Annotated in this window: 22 protein-coding genes and 1 other RNA gene; 14 read left to right on the top strand and 9 right to left on the bottom strand. The window is 57.6% G+C overall.

The annotated features are described in order from the left end of the window. Positions 1-95 precede the first annotated feature (95 nt). The 9 genes from E1297_RS18795 to E1297_RS18755 form a co-directional block, all read right to left on the bottom strand. A complete protein-coding gene (locus tag E1297_RS18795; RefSeq protein ID WP_155141053.1) occupies positions 96-1,463 on the bottom strand; it encodes a sugar porter family MFS transporter in 1,368 nt (455 codons plus the stop codon). Positions 1,464-1,472: 9 nt separating this feature from the next. Next, the gene (locus E1297_RS18790; protein ID WP_196223357.1) at positions 1,473-2,819 is read right to left on the bottom strand and encodes a sugar porter family MFS transporter; all 1,347 of its coding nucleotides are present in this window, start codon (positions 2,817-2,819) and stop codon (positions 1,473-1,475) included. A 211-nt stretch (positions 2,820-3,030) separates the two neighbouring features. Beyond that, positions 3,031-3,372, bottom strand: a complete 342-nt coding sequence (locus E1297_RS18785; protein ID WP_209015856.1) for a MazG-like family protein — start codon at positions 3,370-3,372, stop codon at positions 3,031-3,033. Positions 3,373-3,431: 59 nt separating this feature from the next. Further along, positions 3,432-4,178, bottom strand: a complete 747-nt coding sequence (locus tag E1297_RS18780) for a YebC/PmpR family DNA-binding transcriptional regulator (protein ID WP_155141049.1) — start codon at positions 4,176-4,178, stop codon at positions 3,432-3,434. A gap of 119 nt (positions 4,179-4,297) precedes the next feature. Next, positions 4,298-5,128 (bottom strand): TIGR00282 family metallophosphoesterase, encoded by an 831-nt coding sequence (locus tag E1297_RS18775; protein ID WP_155141046.1) that lies wholly within the window; start codon positions 5,126-5,128, stop codon positions 4,298-4,300. Further along, a complete protein-coding gene (locus E1297_RS18770) occupies positions 5,125-5,739 on the bottom strand; it encodes a 5-formyltetrahydrofolate cyclo-ligase (protein WP_155141044.1) in 615 nt (204 codons plus the stop codon). Before E1297_RS18770 ends, E1297_RS18775 begins: the two co-directional genes overlap by 4 nt. A 34-nt stretch (positions 5,740-5,773) precedes the next feature. After that, positions 5,774-5,930: non-coding RNA, 6S RNA (ssrS, locus tag E1297_RS18765), on the bottom strand. A gap of 66 nt (positions 5,931-5,996) precedes the next feature. Then, a complete protein-coding gene (locus E1297_RS18760) occupies positions 5,997-6,368 on the bottom strand; it encodes a cell division protein ZapA (protein ID WP_155141042.1) in 372 nt (123 codons plus the stop codon). A gap of 2 nt (positions 6,369-6,370) precedes the next feature. Beyond that, positions 6,371-6,667, bottom strand: a complete 297-nt coding sequence (locus E1297_RS18755; protein WP_155141040.1) for a DUF4164 domain-containing protein — start codon at positions 6,665-6,667, stop codon at positions 6,371-6,373. 416 nt (positions 6,668-7,083) lie between these two features. Here E1297_RS18755 and tkt point away from each other — a divergent pair, with 416 nt between their 5' ends. From tkt to E1297_RS18685, 14 genes are all read left to right on the top strand, one after another. Further along, positions 7,084-9,081 (top strand): transketolase, encoded by a 1,998-nt coding sequence (tkt, locus tag E1297_RS18750; RefSeq protein ID WP_155141038.1) that lies wholly within the window; start codon positions 7,084-7,086, stop codon positions 9,079-9,081. 124 nt (positions 9,082-9,205) lie between these two features. Next, on the top strand, positions 9,206-10,216 hold the full coding sequence (gene gap / locus E1297_RS18745; RefSeq protein ID WP_155141036.1) for a type I glyceraldehyde-3-phosphate dehydrogenase: 1,011 nt from the start codon (positions 9,206-9,208) through the stop codon (positions 10,214-10,216). A gap of 150 nt (positions 10,217-10,366) precedes the next feature. Further along, positions 10,367-10,996, top strand: a complete 630-nt coding sequence (locus E1297_RS18740; protein WP_155141033.1) for a LysE family translocator — start codon at positions 10,367-10,369, stop codon at positions 10,994-10,996. A 300-nt stretch (positions 10,997-11,296) separates the two neighbouring features. Further along, positions 11,297-11,875 (top strand): putative glycolipid-binding domain-containing protein, encoded by a 579-nt coding sequence (locus E1297_RS18735; protein WP_155141031.1) that lies wholly within the window; start codon positions 11,297-11,299, stop codon positions 11,873-11,875. Between the two features lie 128 nt (positions 11,876-12,003). Then, positions 12,004-12,627, top strand: a complete 624-nt coding sequence (locus E1297_RS18730) for a LysE family transporter (RefSeq protein WP_155141028.1) — start codon at positions 12,004-12,006, stop codon at positions 12,625-12,627. Positions 12,628-12,648: 21 nt separating this feature from the next. After that, positions 12,649-13,842, top strand: a complete 1,194-nt coding sequence (pgk, locus tag E1297_RS18725; protein ID WP_155141026.1) for a phosphoglycerate kinase — start codon at positions 12,649-12,651, stop codon at positions 13,840-13,842. Between the two features lie 245 nt (positions 13,843-14,087). Then, complete coding sequence (fba, locus tag E1297_RS18720) at positions 14,088-15,155, top strand: class II fructose-bisphosphate aldolase (protein ID WP_155141024.1); 1,068 nt, start codon at positions 14,088-14,090, stop codon at positions 15,153-15,155. Between the two features lie 126 nt (positions 15,156-15,281). After that, positions 15,282-15,923: a thiamine phosphate synthase gene (locus E1297_RS18715; protein WP_209015855.1), complete on the top strand. Its 642-nt coding sequence runs from the start codon at positions 15,282-15,284 to the stop codon at positions 15,921-15,923. Beyond that, positions 15,907-17,061, top strand: a complete 1,155-nt coding sequence (locus E1297_RS18710) for an SEL1-like repeat protein (RefSeq protein ID WP_209015854.1) — start codon at positions 15,907-15,909, stop codon at positions 17,059-17,061. Before E1297_RS18715 ends, E1297_RS18710 begins: the two co-directional genes overlap by 17 nt. A gap of 157 nt (positions 17,062-17,218) precedes the next feature. Beyond that, entirely contained in the window at positions 17,219-17,782 is a 564-nt protein-coding gene (efp, locus tag E1297_RS18705) for an elongation factor P (RefSeq protein WP_148631915.1), read from the top strand. 69 nt (positions 17,783-17,851) lie between these two features. Beyond that, positions 17,852-18,646: an inositol monophosphatase family protein gene (locus E1297_RS18700; RefSeq protein WP_155141020.1), complete on the top strand. Its 795-nt coding sequence runs from the start codon at positions 17,852-17,854 to the stop codon at positions 18,644-18,646. A gap of 175 nt (positions 18,647-18,821) precedes the next feature. After that, complete coding sequence (locus tag E1297_RS18695; protein WP_155141018.1) at positions 18,822-19,811, top strand: flagellar motor protein MotA; 990 nt, start codon at positions 18,822-18,824, stop codon at positions 19,809-19,811. A 3-nt stretch (positions 19,812-19,814) separates the two neighbouring features. Continuing rightward, positions 19,815-20,846, top strand: a complete 1,032-nt coding sequence (locus E1297_RS18690; RefSeq protein ID WP_155141017.1) for a peptidoglycan -binding protein — start codon at positions 19,815-19,817, stop codon at positions 20,844-20,846. Positions 20,847-20,921: 75 nt separating this feature from the next. After that, positions 20,922-21,167, top strand: coding sequence for a DUF1272 domain-containing protein (locus tag E1297_RS18685; protein WP_155141015.1), 246 nt, complete (start codon positions 20,922-20,924; stop codon positions 21,165-21,167). Positions 21,168-21,279: the final 112 nt, after the last annotated feature.

Below are 21,279 nucleotides of genomic sequence, written 5' to 3'. Positions count from 1 at the left end.
GGGACCTCCCACCCGTCACATTGCTCAACCCGCTGTGGCGCGCCGCGTCTAAAGGCCAGTCAATGAAATTACTGCGGACCGCACGCCTCATGTTATCAGGAATTCGGCACATGGGCGGACCGGGCATTTTCCGGACCGTCCTTCTCGACCACGTCTTCCACCTGTTCCAGTTCGACGCCCGATGTCTCCGGGGCAAACCTCCACGCGTACCAGCTGCCGATCAGACAGAAAAAAGCAAAGAAGGCAAAGGTACCGCCGAAACCGGTCAGCCGGGCGAAATCCGGATAGGCGGAGACCACCAGAAAAAAGAACCCCCAGTTCGCCACCGACGCGATGGCCATACCGGCGCCCCGAAATGCAAGAGGAAACAATTCGGACATATACACCCAGGGCAATGGACCAATACTGATCGAGTAGAACAGGATGAAGAGCAGCATTGCCGCGACGAGCACCAGGCCATTTGACAAATCGGGAAACAGAAAACTGAAAGCCACAATCGACATAAACACCGCGGACCCGATAAATCCTGTCAGGAAGAGAGGGCGTCGGCCCAATCGATCAATCAAGAGGATCGTAATGACCGAGCCCAGCAGATTTATGAGCGCCAATCCGGTCGTCGCAAAGAACTGATCCGAAGCCCCCGAAAAGCCGGCATTTTCGAAGATTTTGGGTCCGTAGCTCAAGACAACATTAATACCGCTGAATTGCTGAAAAACAAATGCCATGGCCGCAAATGCGGTCACGCCAAGAAGAGGCGGACGGAACAGGTCTGTCCACTTTCTGGATTTCGTATTGCCGGGATGTGAATAGCGAATTTCGGCGACAATCCGGTCCATCGCCTCTCGATCCATGCCGGGCTGGACCAAGCGGAAAACATGACGCGCCTGATCCACCTTTCCGCGTAACACGAGCCAGCGCGGGCTCTCCTGCGCCTTCAGCATTCCAAGCAGGCAGAGGGCGCCCGGAACAGCGCCGACGGCAAACATCAAGCGCCAGGAGCCTGTATGGGACAAACCCCAATCCGCCAGGTAGGCGCCCAGAATACCGGCAGTGATCATCAGCTGATAGCAAGTCACCGCCGCACCGCGCACATTGGTAGGGGCAATCTCGGCCAGATACATTGGCGCGACCAGAGCTGAGGCCCCAATGCCGGCTCCCGTCAGCATCCTTCCGATCAGGAGGGTCAGGGGATCGGGGGAAAACGAACAAACCAGGGCACCAGTCAAGAGCGCTGCGGAGCAAACGAGCAAAACGGGTTTTCGGCCATACGCATCGACAGCGAACTTTACGGAAATGACGCCCAAAACCGCTCCAAAGGGCAGCGCTCCGGTGATCACCCCCTGCCAGGACGAACTCAAGGAGAATTCGCGCGCAAACAGAGGCAAGGCATCTGCAATCACACCGAGATCAAAGCCGAGAACAAATCCGAACATCGCCGCAAGAACAATGAAAAACAGAAACATGTCATTCTCCTAACCGGCGTAGTTCGGATTGTCTTTTTCGATCGTATCCTCGACTTCCTCCAATTCAATACCGGCGGTTTCGGGCGCATATTTCCAAGTGTACCAAATGCCGAAAACGCCCACGACAGCGAAGAAGGAAAACACGATCCCGGGTCCCAGAGCCGCAGAAATACTTGGAAAGACCAGAACGATGATCCAGAACCAGGTCCAGTTGAACAGGGATACCGCCGCCATTCCGGATCGCCGCAGGGGCAACGGAAACACTTCGGCCAAGTAAATCCAGGGCAAAGGACCGATGCTTATGGAAAAAAACACGATGAATGCGAAGAACGCCAATACGACGTACAAAGGCTGCATAACGCCGGGGAACAGGTAATTGGCCGCGATGAAGCTCATGGATACGAACGCGCCGACGAAGCCCCAGATATAAAGCGGACGCCGTCCGAGCCGGTCGATCACAAGCATGGTGACAATGGTGACGGTGACCAGCACAACACCGACGCCAACTGTTGCCAGAAGCTGGCTGTTGGCTCCGGACAACCCCGCCTCCTTGAACAGCAGCGGCGCGAAAATCAGAATTTCATTGATCCCGCATAGCTGCTGAAGCAAGAAGGTCATTGCTGCGAATATCGTGAACGCAAGCACTGGCGGCCTGAAAAGCGCCGACCATAAGTCATCTCCAGAACTTTCGACCTTGAGTGTTTCCACCTCCTGGATGATCTTTTCCATCTCGGCCGTTTCCATGTTCGGCTGGACGGTCTTGAAGATCTTCCGGGCTTTCGTGCTTTGTCCGCTCAGCAACAACCACCGCGGGCTTTCCGGTGCCCAAACCATTCCGGCAAAGGAAATCGCCGCTGGAATGAGCCCGATTGCAAACATCAAACGCCAATCCCCCGAGGCGGTCAGGATCCAGCTTATGCAATACGCAATCAGGATTCCGGTTGTTACCATGAGCTGAAAAGTGGCAACCGCTGCGCCCCGCACACGGGCGGGCGAGATTTCCGCCAAGTACATCGGCGCCACCGTTGTCGAGACCCCGATAGCCGCGCCGGCAATTGCGCGTCCCAGCAAGAGCGTGACAAATTCGGGTGCCAACGCCCCCAGAAGAATGCCGATGGCAAAGGCAACCGAACTCCCGAGCAAAACCGGACGCCGTCCGAAACGGTCGACCGTGAAGATGACGGCTGCGACACCGATGACCGCACCAAAAGGAAGGGCTGCGGCAATCAGGCCCTGTTGAAATGTCGAAAGGTCAAAAGCGCTGGAAAAAAGCGGCAAGGCGCCCGCTATAATGGCGATGTTGAAGCCGAACAGAAAACCGAACGTTGCGCCAAGAACAATAAACAAAAATTGCATTGAGCCCTCCCGCACGATGCCCCTGCCCGGACATTCGTTGCACACCCCAACGCATGATTTCATGTTTTAAAAGATTAGGACATTTAAATATTTGAAATTATCTACTGCAACGCACTCGACGTTTCAAAGTCACGCAGTTGGATGCGTTTTCACGTTTGCAGCACACCCTTAACCCTCTCAGACCGCCCGTCCCGGCTACGGTAAAACCGGCCTAAACATGATCGTGAAGCAGGTCGTTGGTTTGTTGGCAGACAGCCCGCCATTTCCGGGATTTTTCTTCCATGAGGGAGGCCAGTTCCCGCTCGAATTCATCCTGGTCACCGCTGGCCTGCGCCAGAATACTCAGCGCCACAATCAAGACGTCGGCAGCTTCCTCACGAACATCTCCCATGGACAGCTGTTTGTAATCGCAACCAGGTGCATGGGTCGCGGAAAGAACTGCCTGCGCGAGTTCTCCAGCCTCTTCCGACAACTTCAACGCCCGCTGTACGAGGGTCTTGCGGTCCTGAAGCGTGAGGTTATAGATCTCGGAAGTATTCATTGCCTGTGTCATCGGAGTGCCTCGCGCAAACGCGGATATAAAAAACCCCGGCCAGACCGGGGTTTCAAGTCTCAAGATGCCAGTTTGGCCATTGTCTCTTCGTCTACATCGAAATTGGTGTAGACGTTTTGGACATCATCATCGTCTTCCAGCATGTCGATCAGCTTGAAGAGCGTCTGCGCCTTATCCGCATCGACCGGGGTCAGGTTCTGCGGCTTCCAGATAATCTTTGTGCTGTCTGCTTCCCCGAGCGCATCTTCAAGCGCCTTGGCAACCTCGTTCAGATCTTCAAACGCGGTATAGATCGTATGGCCATTCTCGTCGGACTGGACGTCATCGGCACCGGCTTCGATCGCGGCCTCCAGAACGCCTTCCGCCTCACCGGCTTCCACCTTGTAGACGATCTCGCCGACGCGATCGAACATGAAGGAGACGGAACCGGTCTCGCCAAGAGACCCGCCGCATTTCGTAAAGTAGGAGCGGATGTTGGACGCAGACCGGTTGCGGTTGTCGGTCAGTGCCTCGACAACGACGGCAACGCCTGCAGGTCCATATCCCTCGTAGCGGATCTCTTCGTAATTGTCGCCATCGCCGCTCTGGGACTTGTTGATCGCCCGCTGGATATTGTCCTTCGGCATGGACTGGGCCTTGGCGTTTTGAACCGCCAAGCGCAAACGCGGGTTGGCATCTGGATCCGGGTCGCCCATCTTGGCGGCAACGGTGATTTCCTTAGATAACTTGGAGAACATCTTTGACCGCGCGGCGTCCTGGCGGCCCTTGCGGTGCATGATGTTCTTGAATTTTGAATGTCCTGCCATGGGTCTACTCGGCTTGTCGCGGATGTTATGTCTTCAAAATTTTGAACGCTTATAGGCAATATGGCGGCCGAAATCCAGAAGCGCTTGAGGATTTCGGGACGCTGGAGCCCCAAGGGTGATCAGGCGGCTTTTGACCAGAAGGATGGCACAACCGGCTCCAGACGGCCACCGATGCGAAACGGCGCAACAGCTGTTGCCAATCCCGTCCGGTCATCGGTTTCGATGGCAACACCGCAGATCGTGCTTTCGCCGAGCGCCGGTGTAAAACGGCTGCCGGGTATCTTGCGCTGGAAGCGGTTGACAGGTTCTTCCTTTTCCATGCCAAGCACACTGTCATAATCGCCGCACATGCCAGCGTCCGACATATAAGCCGTTCCACCTTCCAGAATCTGGTGATCGGCGGTCGGAACATGGGTGTGAGTGCCGACAACGAGACTGACCCGGCCATCCAGAAAATGGCCCATGGCCTGTTTTTCGCTCGTGGCTTCCGCATGCATGTCGATAATAATGGCGTCGGCAACCTGTCCCAGCGGGCAATCATTCACCACCCGGTCGATGGCCGCAAACGGGTCATCCAGCTGTTCCATGAACACCCGGCCCATGACGTTTGCCACCATGACCTGAGCGCCGTTGCGCGCGGTAAACAAATGCGCGCCCCGTCCAGGCGTTCCCTTCGGATAGTTCACCGGGCGCAGCAAGCGGTCCTGACGTTCGATATATACAAGCGTGTCGCGCTGGTCCCAGACGTGATTTCCGGTCGTGACAACATCAGCACCCGCATCAAGAACGTCCTGAAGGATCTGTTCGGTGATGCCAAAGCCGGAGGCAGAGTTTTCGCCATTGACCACAACGAAGTCCAGCTGGTTGCGTTCCACCAGCTCTGGCAACCGGTCAATGACCGCAGTCCGTCCGGACCGTCCGACCAGATCCCCCAAAAACAGAATTCTCATATGTCACTTTCCGAATTATCCGCCCGGTTCCCGCCAAAGCGCATGAACCCGGTTTCACACAATATCCCGTGCAGCGGCTTGTCATGCGGCTCGGCTGGAACCGCGTTCACGCGCTGGGTTTCAAACGCAAGCCCGATACAGCAGACCGGGCCTGTCTGTTCCAGGGCGGAAATTGCCGTGTCGTAGTGACCCTTTCCATAACCGATCCGGTTGCCATCGCCATCGAACGCGGCAAGAGGCATCAGCAGAACATCTGGTCTCAGTTCCTCTGCCCCGGGGCCAGGCGCCATGGTGCCGAAACCGGCTGGAACGAAATCGCTTTCCCGGTCAAATGCCCTGAAAACAAGATGCGGCTCGGCGACCACCGGCAGACACAAGCGATGCCCCCGCTTGCGCAGCTGATCGAGCAACGGTCTGGGATCGATTTCATCACGGATGGGCCAGAAGCCGGCAACAATTGCGCCCGGATCCAGCTCCAGCGCGTCCACATGATCTGCAAGCTTCAAAGAGGCTTCAATGCGCCACGTCTCGGGCAAGGCGCTCCGGCGCGCAAGCGCCTGTTTGCGCAGCTGGTGTTTCGCAGCGGCATTGTCACCGCTTGATACTGTCATGAAACCTCGCCCGGATCAGCGCAAAGGAGATTTGAAAACAGCCGCCCGACCGTCGGAATGTGCAATCCCGGGAAACCTACAATGTAGGTGGGCGCCGTATGCAACAGACCACGGTCCAGAGCAGGGACAGCTCCCTCAGGAATGCGTAAGGCCCCGGGGATAATGTTTCCTAACGTATCAGGCAGCCGCCTCTGCATATAAGCTGCCGAATGCAAATTGGCCAGCCCGGCAAGGCAATTGCCAACCGGATTGAAAACTCACGATGGTTTCATGCTGGCCAACAGACCCGAGGCAAGGCTTTCGATCTGGGTAGCCATATCGTTGATGGCTCCTGCGATCTCTGCCTCCTGACGTGAGGAAACCGCTTTCGTTTCTTGCCGTTCCGACCGCAACTCCTCAAGCTCGGTCTCGAGCTTCCGGACTTTCGTTTCCAATTCGACGAGCTGATCGGTTGCCATGATACCGGCCATGACCGTCAGGCGCTGATCGCCGATTTCGCCAAAGGCCTGACGCAATTCGCCGATCCAGCCATCAAAACGTTCGGCCAGCTTTTGAAGACGTTCTTCTTCGCCATCGTCGCAGGCCATGCGGAAAGCGCGGCCATTAATGGTGACACTGATCTGGACCATCACTAGCCTCCATGCGCTTCGAGGACGCCGCGGATCTTTTCCATGGCGGTCACCAGACGGCGCGACACATCCTTGTTGGCTTCTTCAAGCCGGTTGGCCCGCGCCTCCGCCTTGTCCAGCGTGGACGCCAGTTGCGAACGGTCTTCCCCCAGACGCTGCAGGTCGTCCTGAAGCGAGTGCAAAGACATATCGGCATCGATCCGGCGCTGGATCGAGGTTTCAAGAGCGCCGACGGCCTCTCCCAGCCGTTTCAGAGCCTGGTCTATACTAATTTCCAACGGTGCCGCCGCTTTGGTCATCTGAAATCGATTATTGGGCCGGGCATCCGGCCATGATTGCGTTTTGGTAAGCTATCTATTGAAACATTATGTGCCAAACAACGCTTGCTCCAGCCTTTTTAGGGGGCAGCACAAAAATTCAGCCATTTGCGCCATTGCTCACCTCCCACAGCGCAGGGCACACCAAAACACTAGGCGGCGCCCTTGCCCGGCGTCAATGCCGGTCTTGACGGTTTCGGCAATCCGACCTGCAAAACACATGTGAACGGCATGCGGTCCTGCCTTTATTGACAGACGCAAGGTTCCTGATATGTGTCGTGCGCTTTTCACTCTCGGGAAGGCGTTTGAACCCGCTCTGCCGGACCATACATGTGAAACGCCCCCAAGATGCCTTTGGATGATCTGGCTTTGACGCCGCTTTTAGACACGGGAAGACCATGACCGACCTCGAAAAACACCAGCGCATGGCAAACGCGATCCGCTTCCTTGCCATCGATGCCGTGGAAAAAGCCAAGTCGGGACACCCGGGCCTTCCCATGGGCGCAGCCGACATCGCCACCGTTCTGTTTACCGAGTTCCTGAAGTTCGATCCGACCGCGCCGAACTGGCCGGATCGCGATCGCTTCGTTCTCTCCGCGGGCCACGGCTCCATGCTGCTTTACAGCCTGCTGTATCTTCTGGGCTATGAAGACTTCTCCCTGGACGAGTTGAAGAACTTCCGTCAGCTCGGCGCGCGTACGGCAGGGCACCCGGAATTTGGCCACGGCGCAGGTATTGAAACGACCACCGGTCCCCTCGGTCAGGGTCTGGGCAACGCGGTCGGCATGGCAATCGCGGAACGTCTGCAGGAAGAACGGTTCGGCAAGGACATTGTCGACCACTTCACCTACGTGCTTGCCGGTGACGGTTGCCTGATGGAAGGCATCAGCCAGGAAGCGCTGTCTCTTGCAGGTCACCTGAAACTGAACAAGCTGATCGTGATCTGGGACGACAACGGCATTTCGATTGATGGCCGCGTCGACATCACCGACAGCACCGATCAGGTTGCCCGTTTTGCCGCCTCCGGCTGGAACACGATCAGCATTGACGGTCACGATCCGTCGGCAATTGCCACCGCAATTCGCCAGGCCCAGGCAAGCGACCGCCCGACGCTTATTGCCGCCAAGACGACCATCGGCTTCGGCGCCCCGAACAAGTCCGGCACCGCAAAGGTGCATGGGGCTCCGCTTGGAGCCGAGGAAATCGCGGCAACACGCGAAGCCTTGAACTGGCCACACGAAGCATTTGAAATCCCGTCCGACATTCTGGACGCCTGGCGCATTGCCGGCTTGCGGTCTGCCATCGCCCACAAGGACTGGGAAAAGCGTTTTGCGGACAAGGATGCCGAAACGCGCGCGGAATTCGAGCGCCGCCTGCGCGGAGACCTTCCGGCAGAATTCGAACCGGCCATGATGGCCTACAAGAAGAAGCTGGCCGAAGACCAGCCGACCATGGCGACCAGGAAGGCCTCCGAGGCGGTTCTGGGCGTGATCAATGAAGTTGTGCCGGAAACCATTGGCGGCTCGGCCGACCTGACCGGCTCGAACAACACCAAGACCAGCCAGACGGCTCCGGTCACTCCGGATGATTTCTCCGGCCGTTACATTCATTGGGGCATCCGGGAACACGGGATGGCAGCCGGGATGAACGGCATGGCGCTTCATGGCGGCCTGATCCCCTATTCCGGCGGATTTCTGATTTTCTCCGATTACTGCCGTCCGTCGATCCGCCTTGCAGCGCTGATGAACCAGCGTGTCGTCCATGTCATGACGCATGATTCCATCGGCCTTGGCGAAGACGGTCCGACGCACCAGCCGGTCGAGCATTTTGCCGCCCTGCGGGCAATCCCGAACCTCAACTTCTTCCGTCCGGCCGACGTCACCGAAACGCTGGAATGCTGGCAGCTGTCGCTGGAAAACAAGAACGGCCCGTCCGTTCTTGCCCTGACGCGCCAGAACCTCGTTTCCCAGCGCAAGACTTTCGAAGAAGAAAACCTCTGCGCCAAGGGGGCCTATGTCCTGGTCGACAGCGAGGACGAGCCGCAAGTGACCCTGTTTGCGTCCGGTTCCGAAGTGGAGATTGCCGTTGAGGCTCATGGCAAGCTGCAGGAAGCCGGCATTTCGGCCCGTGTGGTTTCCGTCCCCTGCTTCGAACTGTTTGAAGCGCAGTCCAACGAATACAAGGCAGCGATCATCGGCAACAGCCCGGTCAAGATTGCGGTCGAAGCCGGTATCCGCATGGGCTGGGACCGCTTTGTCGGAACAGACGGCACCTTCATCGGCATGACCGGTTTTGGAGCCAGCGGTCCGTACAAGGAACTCTACGAGCATTTCGGCATTACCGCTGCAGCAATTGTCGCAGCGGCCCAGTCGAAACTCGCAGCCGACGCAGCCTGACAATTTCTTGCGCCACCCGCTCCTGCGGGTGGTTGCCCCTTCCGGCACCGAGGTGCCAGAATTTCGGCCGTTTCACGGTCACCCACCAGTTAAGACCAGCGCTCAAGATCCCGGGGAGTGGAATATGGTTACCAAGGTAGCAATCAATGGTTTTGGCCGCATCGGCCGCAATGTCCTGCGCGCCATCGTCGAGTCCGGCCGCACCGATATCGAAGTGGTCGCAATCAACGACCTCGGCCCGGTCGAGACCAACGCGCATCTCCTGCGCTATGATTCCGTTCATGGCCGCTTTCCGGCCGAAGTCACCGTTGACGGCGACACGATTACTGTCGGTGGCGGCAAGCCGATCAAGGTGACCGCGATCCGCGATCCGAAGGATCTGCCCTGGGGCGAACTCGGCGTTGAAGTCGCCATGGAATGCACCGGCATCTTCACTGCCAAGGAAAAGGCGGTTGCCCATCTCGATGCAGGTGCCAAGCGTGTTCTTGTCTCCGCACCGGCTGCCGGCGCCGACAAGACCATCGTCTACGGCGTCAACGACAGCGCGCTGACCAAGGACGACCTGGTCGTCTCCAATGCGTCCTGCACCACGAACTGCCTGGCCCCGGTCGCCTATGTCCTCAACGATGCCGTCGGCATTGAAAAGGGCTTCATGACGACGATCCACTCCTATACCGGTGACCAGCCGACCCTCGACACCATGCACAAGGACCTCTACCGGGCCCGTGCGGCAGCCATGTCGATGATCCCGACCTCCACGGGTGCCGCGAAGGCAGTTGGTCTGGTTCTGCCGGAACTGAACGGCAAGCTGGACGGTGTCGCGATCCGCGTACCGACCCCGAATGTATCGGTCGTCGACCTCAACTTCATCGCCAAGCGCGAAACCACGGTCGAGGAAGTCAACGCGGCCATCAAGGAAGCAGCCAACGGCAAGCTGAAGGGCATTCTTGGCTACACCGACGACAAGCTGGTTTCCATGGACTTCAACCATGACCCGCATTCTTCCGTCTTCCATACGGACCAGACCAAGGTCATGGACGGCACGTTTGTCCGGATCCTGACCTGGTACGACAACGAATGGGGCTTCTCCAACCGGATGGCCGACACGGCCATCGCAATGGCAAAGCTTATCTGAGTTCCACTAAAACAATATTTCTATTCTGTCACGAAGGCGGGCGCAGTATTGCACCCGCCTTTTCTACTACCAAATAACCCGGAAAATCAATAACAAAGGAAAAGTAAATTAATCATGTAAATAATTAAAAAACCGCAGGAATGAAATACTATGCATAGTTACTTTGCAGCGCTTTCCTTGACAGCGATTATTGTTATGGCTCCCGGACCCGACTTCGCGGTCGTCCTCAGAAACTCATTAGCTGGAGGAAGAATAGCAGGGGTGATGACAGCTGTCGGCATCGGACTGGCAGCTGCTGTTCATGTCAGCTACACGATTGCAGGCATCGGATTTCTCCTGACATGGTCCCCCAACCTATATGAAGTACTTAAATTAATCGGCGCTGGCTATCTGGCATTTCTTAGCATCCGAATGTTCCAGTCAGCACGGGCAGATATTCCGAAGAGCAGTTTTGCTACAGGAATGCCACCCCTCCAAGCATTCAAATGGGGTTTTTTTACAAATCTGACAAACCCAAAAGTTATTATATTCATACTAACTGTTTTTTTGCAAATAATTTCACCAAATATGGGACTTTCGGAAAAATTAATTCTTGGCTTTATAATCTCCAGTTCTTTTTTAATTTGGTTTTTCGTTGTAAGTTATCTATTTACAGTTCCAGCCATTTTAGGTTTTTTCATACGTATCAGACCTCAAATGGAACGCGTCTTTGGCCTCCTGTTGATACTGTACGCCGCTGGAATAGCATCAACACTCAACTGGCCACCTCACCTTGTTTAGGAATGAAAAACCCACCAAATTGGAAATGAATTGTTTCATATAATCGGAAAAAACTTAACCAAAATGCGATGTTCCTGAAAATTTTCATTTTAGAAATGCTATATAGTCTCCCACACCAAGAAAATTCGATCATTTGATATTAACCAGTAAAGACACTGATGTGTCTATATCCTTGATCAGCGGCCAGATTTAACTGTACCTCTCCCCCCTCAAGGCCTGTTTCGTTTTACACAGGAACATCGCCGAGTTATGCCCGGCAACCGAAGTGGTGTAAGCGCAAGCCACAATCTGGAGGACATCATGAAGTTCCGGACGTCATTCACGGCGACATACCGCTGGTCTTCGACAGACAGGAATGGGCTGGAGCATCTCTGGATCGAGGCAAACGGCAATGCCGTGAAGGTTCGAAGCGTGCTGGCCGGCAATCGCGGCGGGATTCCGTACGGGATTTCCTACAAGATCATCTGCGATTCCAAGTGGCGGGTGCGGAACTTCAAGGTCCTCAGCGTGGATGGCCGCCTGCTTCATCTCATGTCTGACGGCGAGGGCAACTGGTCCGACACGACTGGCAAACAACTCGCCAGATTCCAGGGGGCAATCGATATCGATCTGGCCGGCACCCCGTTTACAAACACGCTTCCCGTCAGACGGCTGGCAAAACACGAACCTCAAGCCCGGCAACAGTTCAAGATGCTCTATGTACCGTTCGATACATTGGCACCGCGCCTTGACGATCAGGCCTACACGTGTATCCAGCCCTTTGAACTTTACCGTTATGAAGCAATTGACCGGGCGTTTGAGGCAGATCTGCCTGTCGACGAAAACGGCATCGTCTTCGACTACCCGACGCTTTTTACCCGCAAACCCCTTGCTGGCTGAAATCCGGCATCAAAAGCGATTGACGTCTTGTACGCGACCCGAAAAAGCGCGTAGTGGTCTGATTTGAACTGACCACTTGACCAATCCCGCGAGGCACTTCAGCCGGGACTGCAAACAAAGATCCGAACATGATTGAACTTCTGACTGTTATTTCGCTGACGATTGTTGTTGCGATCGTGCCCGGGCCCGATTTTGCCGTTGTCCTGCGCAACGCCTTGATCGGCGGCCGCCTTGCCGGGATCATGACCGCACTCGGGATAGGGTTGGCGCTTGCCGTTCATGTTGCCTATGCACTTGCAGGCATCGGACTGCTTGTCTCCCAGTCCATCCTTGTGTTCAACATCCTGAAACTGATCGGCGCCGCCTATCTTGTGTTTCTCGGCATAACCATGTTCCGGAGCGCATCGCCTCAAGCCCCGGCGGCTTCCGGTGCGGACGCCATGCCGCCGTTGAAGGCCTTGCGCTGGGGCTTTCTGACGAATGTGACCAATCCGAAGGCCACCATGTTTGCGCTGAGCGTGTTCCTGCAGGTCACTTCCCCTGAAACCGCGCTCTGGACCAAGATCGGCTACGGCATGATCATGGCCAGCGGTGTGTTTCTCTGGTTTGTGCTGGTGACATGTTTCTTCACTCTTCCTGCCGTGCGCCAGGGCTTTCTGAGCATCAAGCTCTGGATGGAACGCACTTTCGGCATCCTCCTGACCCTGTTCGGTATCGGAATAGCGGTCACTACCAGTTCTTCCCGCCCGTAAAAATAGCATTCAGGATCTCTCATGACATTCAAAACACTCGATGATCTGACCGATACTGCCGGCAAACGTGTGCTCGTGCGCGTGGATCTGAACGTGCCCATGGAAAATGGCCGCGTCACCGACACCACGCGTATCGACCGTGTCCTTCCGACCATTCGCGAACTGTCCGGGAAGGGCGCGAAAGTCATTCTTCTGGCCCACTTTGGCCGCCCGAAGGGCGAACGGGTTGCGGACATGTCTCTGGCACCGGTTGCCCCGGCTGTGGCGGATCTGCTCGGCAAGCCGGTCGCTTTTGCCGATGATTGCATCGGCGACGTTGCAAGCGCCGCCGTATCCGCCATGGAAAACGGCTCTGTTCTGCTTCTGGAAAACACCCGTTTCCACAAGGGCGAGGAAAAGAACGACCCGGCCTTTGCAGAGGCATTGGCGGCGAACGGCGACATCTATGTCAATGACGCCTTTTCCGCAGCCCATCGCGCCCACGGATCGACGGAAGGCATTGCCCGCCTTCTGCCCGCCTATGTCGGCCGGACCATGCAGGCCGAACTCGAAGCCCTGCAATCGGCCCTCGGGAAACCGAAACGTCCGGTTCTCGCCGTTGTTGGAGGCGCCAAGGTATCCTCGAAGATCGACCTTCTCGAGAACCTCGTTTCCAAGGTCGACATGCTGGTGATCGGTGGCGGCATGGCCAACACCTTCCTCGCCGCCAAGGGCGTCGATGTCGGCAAGTCCCTGTGCGAGCATGATCTGGCAGACACCGCCAAAAGGATCATGAGCGCAGCAGAAACGGCCCGTTGCGAAATCGTTCTGCCGGTTGATGCTGTGGTCGCCCGCGAATTCAAGGCAGGTGCCGAAAATGAGACCGTTCCGCTCGACGCCATTCCGGCCGATACGATGATCCTCGACGTCGGCAGCGCCTCGATCAAGACCGTTCGGGACAAGATCGAAGCCGCTGAAACCCTTGTCTGGAACGGCCCGCTTGGTGCCTTCGAAATCGAGCCTTTCGACAAGGCCACCGTCGCAGCCGCCCAATTCGCCGCACAGGAAACCCGGAACGGAAAACTGAACTCGGTTGCCGGCGGCGGCGACACGGTTGCAGCCCTCAACCATGCCGGAGCTGCAAGTGACTTCTCCTACGTATCCACCGCAGGCGGTGCCTTTCTCGAATGGCTGGAAGGCAAGGAGCTGCCGGGGGTGAAAGCCCTGGAAGACTGAATGCAAATATCAAGCCCGGCGCAAAGCCGGGTTTGGCTGTTCCCAAGTTTTATTTCGCCAGATGAATTATTCAGCACGAAAAAACATGCAAGTTTTTGGATTTTAATTGATTTAAGTCCGAAGCCCCGGTCTTCCATCTCGGCCGCAGTTTGCTAGAACCCTGTTACATGAATGCGTTGCAAAACGGCTGATTTGCTTTGGCGCTGACGCGCAGACCATGTCAGCCGGTACACTGGGAGAATTGCATGGCTCGTATTACCCTTCGCCAACTGCTCGACCACGCGGCCGAGCACGATTACGGGGTTCCCGCGTTCAACATCAACAACATGGAACAGGCGCTGGCCATCATGGCGGCAGCCGACAAGACCGATTCTCCCGTGATCATCCAGGCCTCGCGCGGCGCACGTGCCTATGCTCACGACGTCATGCTGAAGCACATGATGGATGCGGTCACCGAAATCTATCCGCATATCCCGGTTTGCGTGCATCTGGATCACGGAAATGCCCCGGCCACCTGCATGACCGCCATCCAGTCCGGCTTCACCTCCGTGATGATGGACGGCTCGCTCGAAGCCGACGGCAAGACCCCTGCGGACTGGACCTACAATGTTGGTGTCACCAAGACCGTGACCGACATGGCCCATCTCGGCGGCATTTCAGTTGAAGGCGAACTCGGTGTCCTCGGCTCGCTTGAAACCGGCATGGGCGACAAGGAAGATGGTCATGGTGCCGAAGGCAAGCTCAGCCATGACCAGCTGCTGACCGACCCCGAAGAAGCGGTCAAGTTCGTACAGGAAACCAAGGTCGATGCGCTTGCAATCGCCATGGGCACCAGCCACGGCGCTTACAAGTTTACCCGCAAGCCCGATGGTGACATCCTTGCGATGCATGTGATCGAGGAAATCCACCGCCGCCTGCCGGACACGCATCTGGTCATGCATGGCTCCTCGTCCGTGCCGCAGGATCTTCAGGACATCATCAACCAGTATGGTGGTGAAATGCCTCAGACCTGGGGTGTGCCGGTGGAAGAAATCCAGCGCGGCATCAAGAATGGCGTGCGCAAGATCAACATCGACACCGACAACCGCATGGCTATGACCGGTCAGATCCGCAAGATACTGTCCGACAATCCGGGCGAGTTCGACCCGCGCAAATATCTGAAGCCCGCCCGTGAAGCCATGCAGAAGCTGTGCGAACAGCGTCTCGAAGCCTTCAACACAGCCGGACAGGCCTCCAGGATCAAGCGGGTTGCAACCCTCGCGGAAATGGCGGCCCGCTATGCGGACGGTAGCCTCGACCCGAAAATCGGCTGATTTCCGGCTCAAGTTGCAATTTCACGAAAGAGGGGCCTTGCGTCCCTCTTTTGCCGTGTTTAGGGACAACAAGCGAACCGTTGTTCGCTGATACGCCATTTCTCTCAGCAACCTGGATCTTGTCCCGTGAACCGACCGCGCCTGTTTCTTGTAACGCCCTCCAGTTTCGACCCGGACAAGCTGGCAATCGATCTGGCCTCAGCTTTTCAGGGCGGGGATGTTGCAAGCGTTCTGATCTATCTGCCCGATGCGCCGGCCAAGGATCTCCAGTCGGCCGCCGAAAAACTGGTTCCGATCATTCAGCAAAACGGTGCAGCCGCAATCATTTTCGGCGATACGCAGGTGGCTGGCCGCACCGGCGCAGACGGGGCTCATATCGAGACCTCGCTGGACGATGTCAAACTGGCCGTCGAAAGCCTGCAGCCGGAGAAGATTGTCGGCGCAGGTGGTACGAAGCTCAAGCATCAGGACATGGAATGGGCCGAAACCGGGATCGATTACCTGTTTTACGGCCGGCTTGACCTTGATGAACAGGATGAACCGCACCCCAAGACGGTCTCGCGCGCCCAGTGGTGGGCGGAACTGTTCGAAACACCTTGTGTGGCACTGGGCGGCAAGACTATTGCCTCTGCAGAAACAGCTGCGGAAACCGGCGCGGATTTCGTAGCCATGAAGGACGCAGTCTGGCACCATAGCGATGGTCCGGCTTCGGCTGTGGCTGCAATCAATGCGATTTTGGAGGGCTATCCCTTTGAGGAGTCCGACTAACCATCCGGCGGCACGGAAACTCCAGCGAGCAACACCGGTCGTTGCGGCGGCCATGCTGGCAAGCCTGCCATTTGCCGGTTCCCCGGCCATTGCGCAAGAGGCCGGCGGTGCCAGCGAGGCGCCTGCGGCCCCGGTGACCACACAGCCGTTGACGGGCGATACGATAGAAGGATTGCCTCCGGTCGCCGGTGACCAGTCAGCCTTCGCACAACCCTCTCTTCCAAGTCCGCTAACCGCCCCGTTGCCTCAGCTCGTGGAGGGAGAAGAACCGACCACGGACCTTGCTTATGGCCTGTTCCAGCGCGGGTGGTACCTGACGGCGCTTTCCATCGCGACGCCTCTTGCCGAAGCCGGAGACGCGCCGGCCCAAACGCTTCTCGGAGTCTTGCACGAAACCGGCTATGGCATTCAGCAAGACAAGAAAAAGGCTGCGGACTGGTATAAACTCGCCGCAGCCAAGAACGACCCCCAGGCCGCATTGAGGCTTGCACAGCTTTATCTGGTTGGCGACGGCGTCCAACAGGACAAGTCGAGGGCCGCCGACCTCTTCGATATCGCGGCAAAAGCCGGCAACCCGAACGCACTCTACAATCTCGCCATCATTTATCAGGAAGGCGACGGCCGTCCCTATGATGCGGACAAGGCACTGGACTACCTGCGCCAGTCAGCCCAGCAAAATGACCCCAAGGCGCAATATGCCCTCGGCCTTGCCTATATGGAGGGCCTGAATGGTCTGAACGACCCCGGACTGGGCGCTTTCTGGCTCGGCCGGGCAGCACGCCGGGGACACACCTCGGCTCAGGTCTACTATGGCATTTTGCGGTTTCAGGGACGTGGCGTCGACGTTGATCAGGCGGAAGCCGCAGCATGGTTCGAACGCGCGGCCGCTTCCGGAAATCCGGTCGCCATGAACAGGCTGGCCAAGATTTACGCATACGGGGCTGGCCGGGAACAGGATCTGGTGAAGGCCGCCGCCTGGCACTATATGGCGCGTGCGCTTGGCGTAGACGACCTGCAACTGGATGACTTCGTCGAAACTCTGCCCAACGAAGTCCTCGAGGCCGCGCGCGTGGAAGCCGAGCGCAATACGGCAACCCTTCTGCCGCCGTCCAACGATCCGTCCATGGCCTCCCCCTGACACCTCCGGACTGCTGTCTGACCGGCGCAAGGGCTTTTTTCCTTGAAACCCGCCATGATTTGTGTAGGACAGGCCGCACATTGGATGGTCGCGCGCTTGGCATCGGAGCTGCTGCCGCCATTCGCTTCGTCAAAAATTCAATGCAATTGGTCGTTCCATGAAAATCAACGGTAACGAAATCAAGCCGGGCAACGTGCTGCAGCATCAGGACACCCTGTGGGCAGTGGTCAAGGTCCAGCACGTCAAGCCGGGCAAGGGCGGTGCCTTCGCACAGGTCGAGATGAAGAACCTGATCGATGGCCGCAAGCTGAACGAGCGCTTCCGGTCGGAAGACAAGGTCGAGCGCGTCCGGCTGGAGCAAAAGGACTTCCAGTATCTCTACACCCAGGAAGACATGCTGATCTTCATGGACACCGAGACCTACGAGCAGCTCGAACTGCAGGCGGACTTTGTCGGCGACCGCGCCGCATTCCTGCAAGACGGCATGATGGTGACCGTGGAACTCCACGAAGAGCGCCCGATCGGCATCACCCTGCCCCAGTTCGTCACGCTCGAAATCCGGGAAGCCGACGCCGTCGTCAAGGGCCAGACCCAGTCTTCCTCCTACAAGCCGGCTCTGATGGAAAACGGCGTCCGCGTCATGGTCCCGCCGTTCATCACCGCAGGCGAAAAGATCATCGTCGACACCGGCTCGCTGGAATACGTCCGCCGCGCCGACTAACACCCTTAATCATAATATTCCGCGCGCCGGTCCCTTGCACCGGCGCGCCCTACTTCACTGGCAGAATTCATGGCACGCACAGCGATCCTAAACGTAATGGTTCAGGCCGCGACCAAGGCAGGTCGCAGTCTCGTTCGCGACTTCGGCGAAGTTGAAAACCTGCAGGTTTCCCGCAAGGGGCCCGGAGATTTCGTCTCCGCAGCCGACCGCAAGGCCGAAGAGATCGTGCGTGCCGAATTGACCAAGGCCCGTCCGACCTACGGTCTTGTGATGGAAGAAAGCGGCGAAGTCGAAGGCACCGACGGTCAGCACCGCTGGCATATCGACCCGCTTGACGGCACCACCAACTTCCTCCATGGCGTGCCGATCTTCGCAACCTCGATCGCCCTGGAACGCCAGGGGCAAATCGTGGCTGCCGTGATCTACAATCCGGTCATGGACGAGCTTTACACCGCCGAGCGCGGGCGCGGAGCCTATCTGAACGACCGACGCTTGCGCGTCGCAGCCCGTGAAGACCTGCCCGACATGCTGATCGCCACCGGCTTGCCGTTCATCGGCAAGGGGGACCATGGCCGCGCCCTCAAGGAATTGCGCCATGTCATGCCCGAAGTTGCCGGCATTCGCCGATGTGGCGCGGCTGCCCTTGATCTAGCATGGGTCGCATCTGGCCGCATGGACGGCTATTGGGAGCACAGCCTGAATTCCTGGGACATTGCTGCCGGTATCCTGATGGTCAAGGAAGCTGGCGGGTATGTCAGCGACATGACCGGCAAGGACAGCATGCTTGAGTCTGGTGACGTTGTGGCCGGAAACGAATACGCTCACCGCCGCCTTCTGCGCCTTTTGAAAAAGGCTGCCGCCTGATACCGGGGCTACAATTCCCGCGGGACCTGAACATCAAAGCGCCGCGCTGCCTGAACGCAGCTGCGGCGCTTTGTCGTGGTTAACACCATGGCGTTACGAGAATAACGGTTTCCAAGCCTCGCGAAATCACGTTATCAATCGATGACCTGTTAACTGGCGAGTGCTTTGGCGACCGATGGCGCGTGACTTTGATCCCTACAGTCTGTCCAGCCCGAGGGCATACTTATCCTTCATGATCATCTTTCTGGTGATCGTCGCCTTTATCGCTTTCATCCTGTTTCCCCAGATCCAGACCGCCTTCATGAGCAACCCGGGCCTCAACGGCCTGATCGTGTTTGTCGGTGTTTTCGGGATCCTGTTGCTGTTCGGGCGGGTCATCCGGCTGTTTCCCGAGATTGCGTGGGTCAACAATTTTCGAATGGGTGATCCAAGCCTAGACACCAGATCGCCGGTTCTTCTGGCGCCAATGGCGACACTTCTGGGCAACAAGGTCGGCGAGATGGCTCTGACGCCGTCAACGGCGCGGACCATTCTCGATTCCATCGGCATGCGCCTTGAGGAGTCCCGCGAGATTTCCCGGTATCTCACGGGATTGCTGGTGTTCCTCGGTCTGCTGGGAACGTTCTGGGGTCTTTTGCAAACGGTCAGCGCCGTCGGCAGCACCATCCAGTCCCTTGATGTCGGATCCGGCGATTCGAACGTGATCTTCGAAGAACTGAAAGCAGGGCTCGAAGCACCCCTGTCCGGTATGGGAACTGCCTTTTCCTCGTCGCTTTTCGGTCTTACCGGTTCATTGATCCTCGGCTTTCTGGACCTTCAGGCAGGTCAGGCGCAAAACCGGTTTTACACCGAGCTGGAAGATTGGCTCTCGACCGTCACCGACATTGAACCCGAAGACGGTGCTCTGTTCGCGGAACCGGCATCCGGATCACACCAGATCCAGGAGGCGATCGCCAACCTTCAGAAAACCGTTGAGGAAGGCGGCGGCAAGGTGTCGGCGCAGGCCATGGCCAATCTGGCCGAGGGCATTCAGGGCCTGGTCAAACACGTCAGGTCCGAGCAACAGATGATGCGCGACTGGGCGGAGTCCCAGGCCGAGCAGCAGAAGCGGGTCGAGGCCCTGCTGGCCTCCATTGCGGATGCCTTCGACCGCGCAAAGGAGTAGTCCATGGCAGGCTTGCGGGCCCGGCGGCGAAATCAGGGAACCGACTACTGGCCCGGCTTCGTGGATGCCATGGCAACCTTGCTGCTGGTTATCATTTTCCTGTTGTCGATCTTCATGCTTGCGCAGTTCTTTCTGAGCCAGCAGATTTCCGGCCGCGACGCCGTTCTGAACAGGCTGAATGCCCAGATCAGCGAACTGACCGAGTTGCTCGCCCTGGAACGGGCAAGTTCCAGCGAACTCGAAGACACGATCACCGGCCTCAGGTCCAGCCTCGATGATGCGACCGGCGAACGGGACCGGTTGCTTGGTCTTCTGGAAAGCAGTTCGGGCGAAGCCGATGCCGCAGGCGGCCGTGCCGCGCGTTTTGAAACCATGCTGGATGAAGAAAAGCAGGTCAGCCAGCGCGCTCTTGCGCAGGTCGAGCTGTTGAACCAGCAAATCGCCGCGCTCCGCCGACAGATCGCAGCCGCCAACGCGGCACTGGAAGCAGCAGAGGCCAAGGAAACCGAAAGTCAGGCCAAGATTGCGAGCCTCGGGCGGCGTCTGAACGCGGCGCTTGTCCAGCGGGTGCAGGAACTGTCACGCTACCGCTCGGATTTCTTTGGGCGTCTCCGGGAAATCCTGTCACAGCGCTCGGATATCCAGGTGGTAGGCGACCGGTTCGTGTTCCAGTCCGAGGTCCTGTTCGATTCCGGTTCCGAACAGATCAACGCGGAAGGCCGGGAAGAACTCGACAAGCTTGCCGAGGCAATCAACCAACTCAGCCTGCAAATTCCAGATGAGATCAACTGGGTCCTGCGCATCGACGGGCATACGGATGCGCGCCCCCTGTCCGGCACCGGCCGGTTCCAAAACAACTGGGAACTGTCGGCCGCCCGAGCAATCTCGGTGGTCCGCTATCTGATTGGTCAGGGCGTTGATCCATCCCGTCTGGTTGCCGCCGGATTTGGCGAGTTTCAGCCATTGGAAGAAGGCGAAACACCAGAGGCCTACGCGAAGAACCGAAGGATCGAACTTAAACTGACCGAGCGCTGAGAAGATCGCCGGATTGTGACTTGCCGGATTCCTTGTAGACTGAACGTCACAACGTCATGTCCAAGGAAGCCAGCCATGCTCGAGATGCGCCCCAATTGCGAATGCTGCGACAAGGACCTGCCGCCCGGCTCGGCGGATGCCTTTATCTGTACCTTTGAATGCACCTTCTGCCGCGACTGCGTCGATAACAAGCTGAAAGGGACCTGCCCCAATTGCGGCGGCGCTTTCTCTGCACGCCCGAGACGTCCTGAAGCCCTTCTCGAGCGTTTCCCTGCCTCTGCCCGTCGGGTTTTCAACCCGGGAGGCTGTGCCCGCCTTTGACGCTGTTGCGTCCACACAGCTGCCCCGGCGAATTCAAGCGCGAAGTGCAACACAATGAAGGCTGCTCAATCCCTTATGGCGGACCGAACCGTCCCGTTACCTTGTTGCACTT

Source organism: Roseibium sp. RKSG952, from assembly GCF_009711355.1.
This window is presented reverse-complemented; position numbering and strand designations above follow the sequence as displayed.

Coding starts and splice junctions, on each gene's coding strand:
- E1297_RS18740 (WP_155141033.1), top strand. CDS start 10,367: ATGCATAGTTACTTTGCAGCGCTTTCCTTGACAGCGATTATTGTTATG.
- E1297_RS18695 (WP_155141018.1), top strand. CDS start 18,822: ATGGCGCGTGACTTTGATCCCTACAGTCTGTCCAGCCCGAGGGCATAC.
- E1297_RS18760 (WP_155141042.1), bottom strand. CDS start 6,368: ATGGTCCAGATCAGTGTCACCATTAATGGCCGCGCTTTCCGCATGGCC.
- gap (WP_155141036.1), top strand. CDS start 9,206: ATGGTTACCAAGGTAGCAATCAATGGTTTTGGCCGCATCGGCCGCAAT.
- E1297_RS18735 (WP_155141031.1), top strand. CDS start 11,297: ATGAAGTTCCGGACGTCATTCACGGCGACATACCGCTGGTCTTCGACA.
- E1297_RS18690 (WP_155141017.1), top strand. CDS start 19,815: ATGGCAGGCTTGCGGGCCCGGCGGCGAAATCAGGGAACCGACTACTGG.
- E1297_RS18780 (WP_155141049.1), bottom strand. CDS start 4,178: ATGGCAGGACATTCAAAATTCAAGAACATCATGCACCGCAAGGGCCGC.
- E1297_RS18700 (WP_155141020.1), top strand. CDS start 17,852: ATGGCACGCACAGCGATCCTAAACGTAATGGTTCAGGCCGCGACCAAG.
- E1297_RS18755 (WP_155141040.1), bottom strand. CDS start 6,667: ATGACCAAAGCGGCGGCACCGTTGGAAATTAGTATAGACCAGGCTCTG.
- fba (WP_155141024.1), top strand. CDS start 14,088: ATGGCTCGTATTACCCTTCGCCAACTGCTCGACCACGCGGCCGAGCAC.
- E1297_RS18770 (WP_155141044.1), bottom strand. CDS start 5,739: ATGACAGTATCAAGCGGTGACAATGCCGCTGCGAAACACCAGCTGCGC.
- E1297_RS18775 (WP_155141046.1), bottom strand. CDS start 5,128: ATGAGAATTCTGTTTTTGGGGGATCTGGTCGGACGGTCCGGACGGACT.
- tkt (WP_155141038.1), top strand. CDS start 7,084: ATGACCGACCTCGAAAAACACCAGCGCATGGCAAACGCGATCCGCTTC.
- E1297_RS18795 (WP_155141053.1), bottom strand. CDS start 1,463: ATGTTTCTGTTTTTCATTGTTCTTGCGGCGATGTTCGGATTTGTTCTC.
- E1297_RS18685 (WP_155141015.1), top strand. CDS start 20,922: ATGCTCGAGATGCGCCCCAATTGCGAATGCTGCGACAAGGACCTGCCG.
- pgk (WP_155141026.1), top strand. CDS start 12,649: ATGACATTCAAAACACTCGATGATCTGACCGATACTGCCGGCAAACGT.
- E1297_RS18790 (WP_196223357.1), bottom strand. CDS start 2,819: ATGCAATTTTTGTTTATTGTTCTTGGCGCAACGTTCGGTTTTCTGTTC.
- E1297_RS18730 (WP_155141028.1), top strand. CDS start 12,004: ATGATTGAACTTCTGACTGTTATTTCGCTGACGATTGTTGTTGCGATC.
- E1297_RS18785 (WP_209015856.1), bottom strand. CDS start 3,372: ATGACACAGGCAATGAATACTTCCGAGATCTATAACCTCACGCTTCAG.
- efp (WP_148631915.1), top strand. CDS start 17,219: ATGAAAATCAACGGTAACGAAATCAAGCCGGGCAACGTGCTGCAGCAT.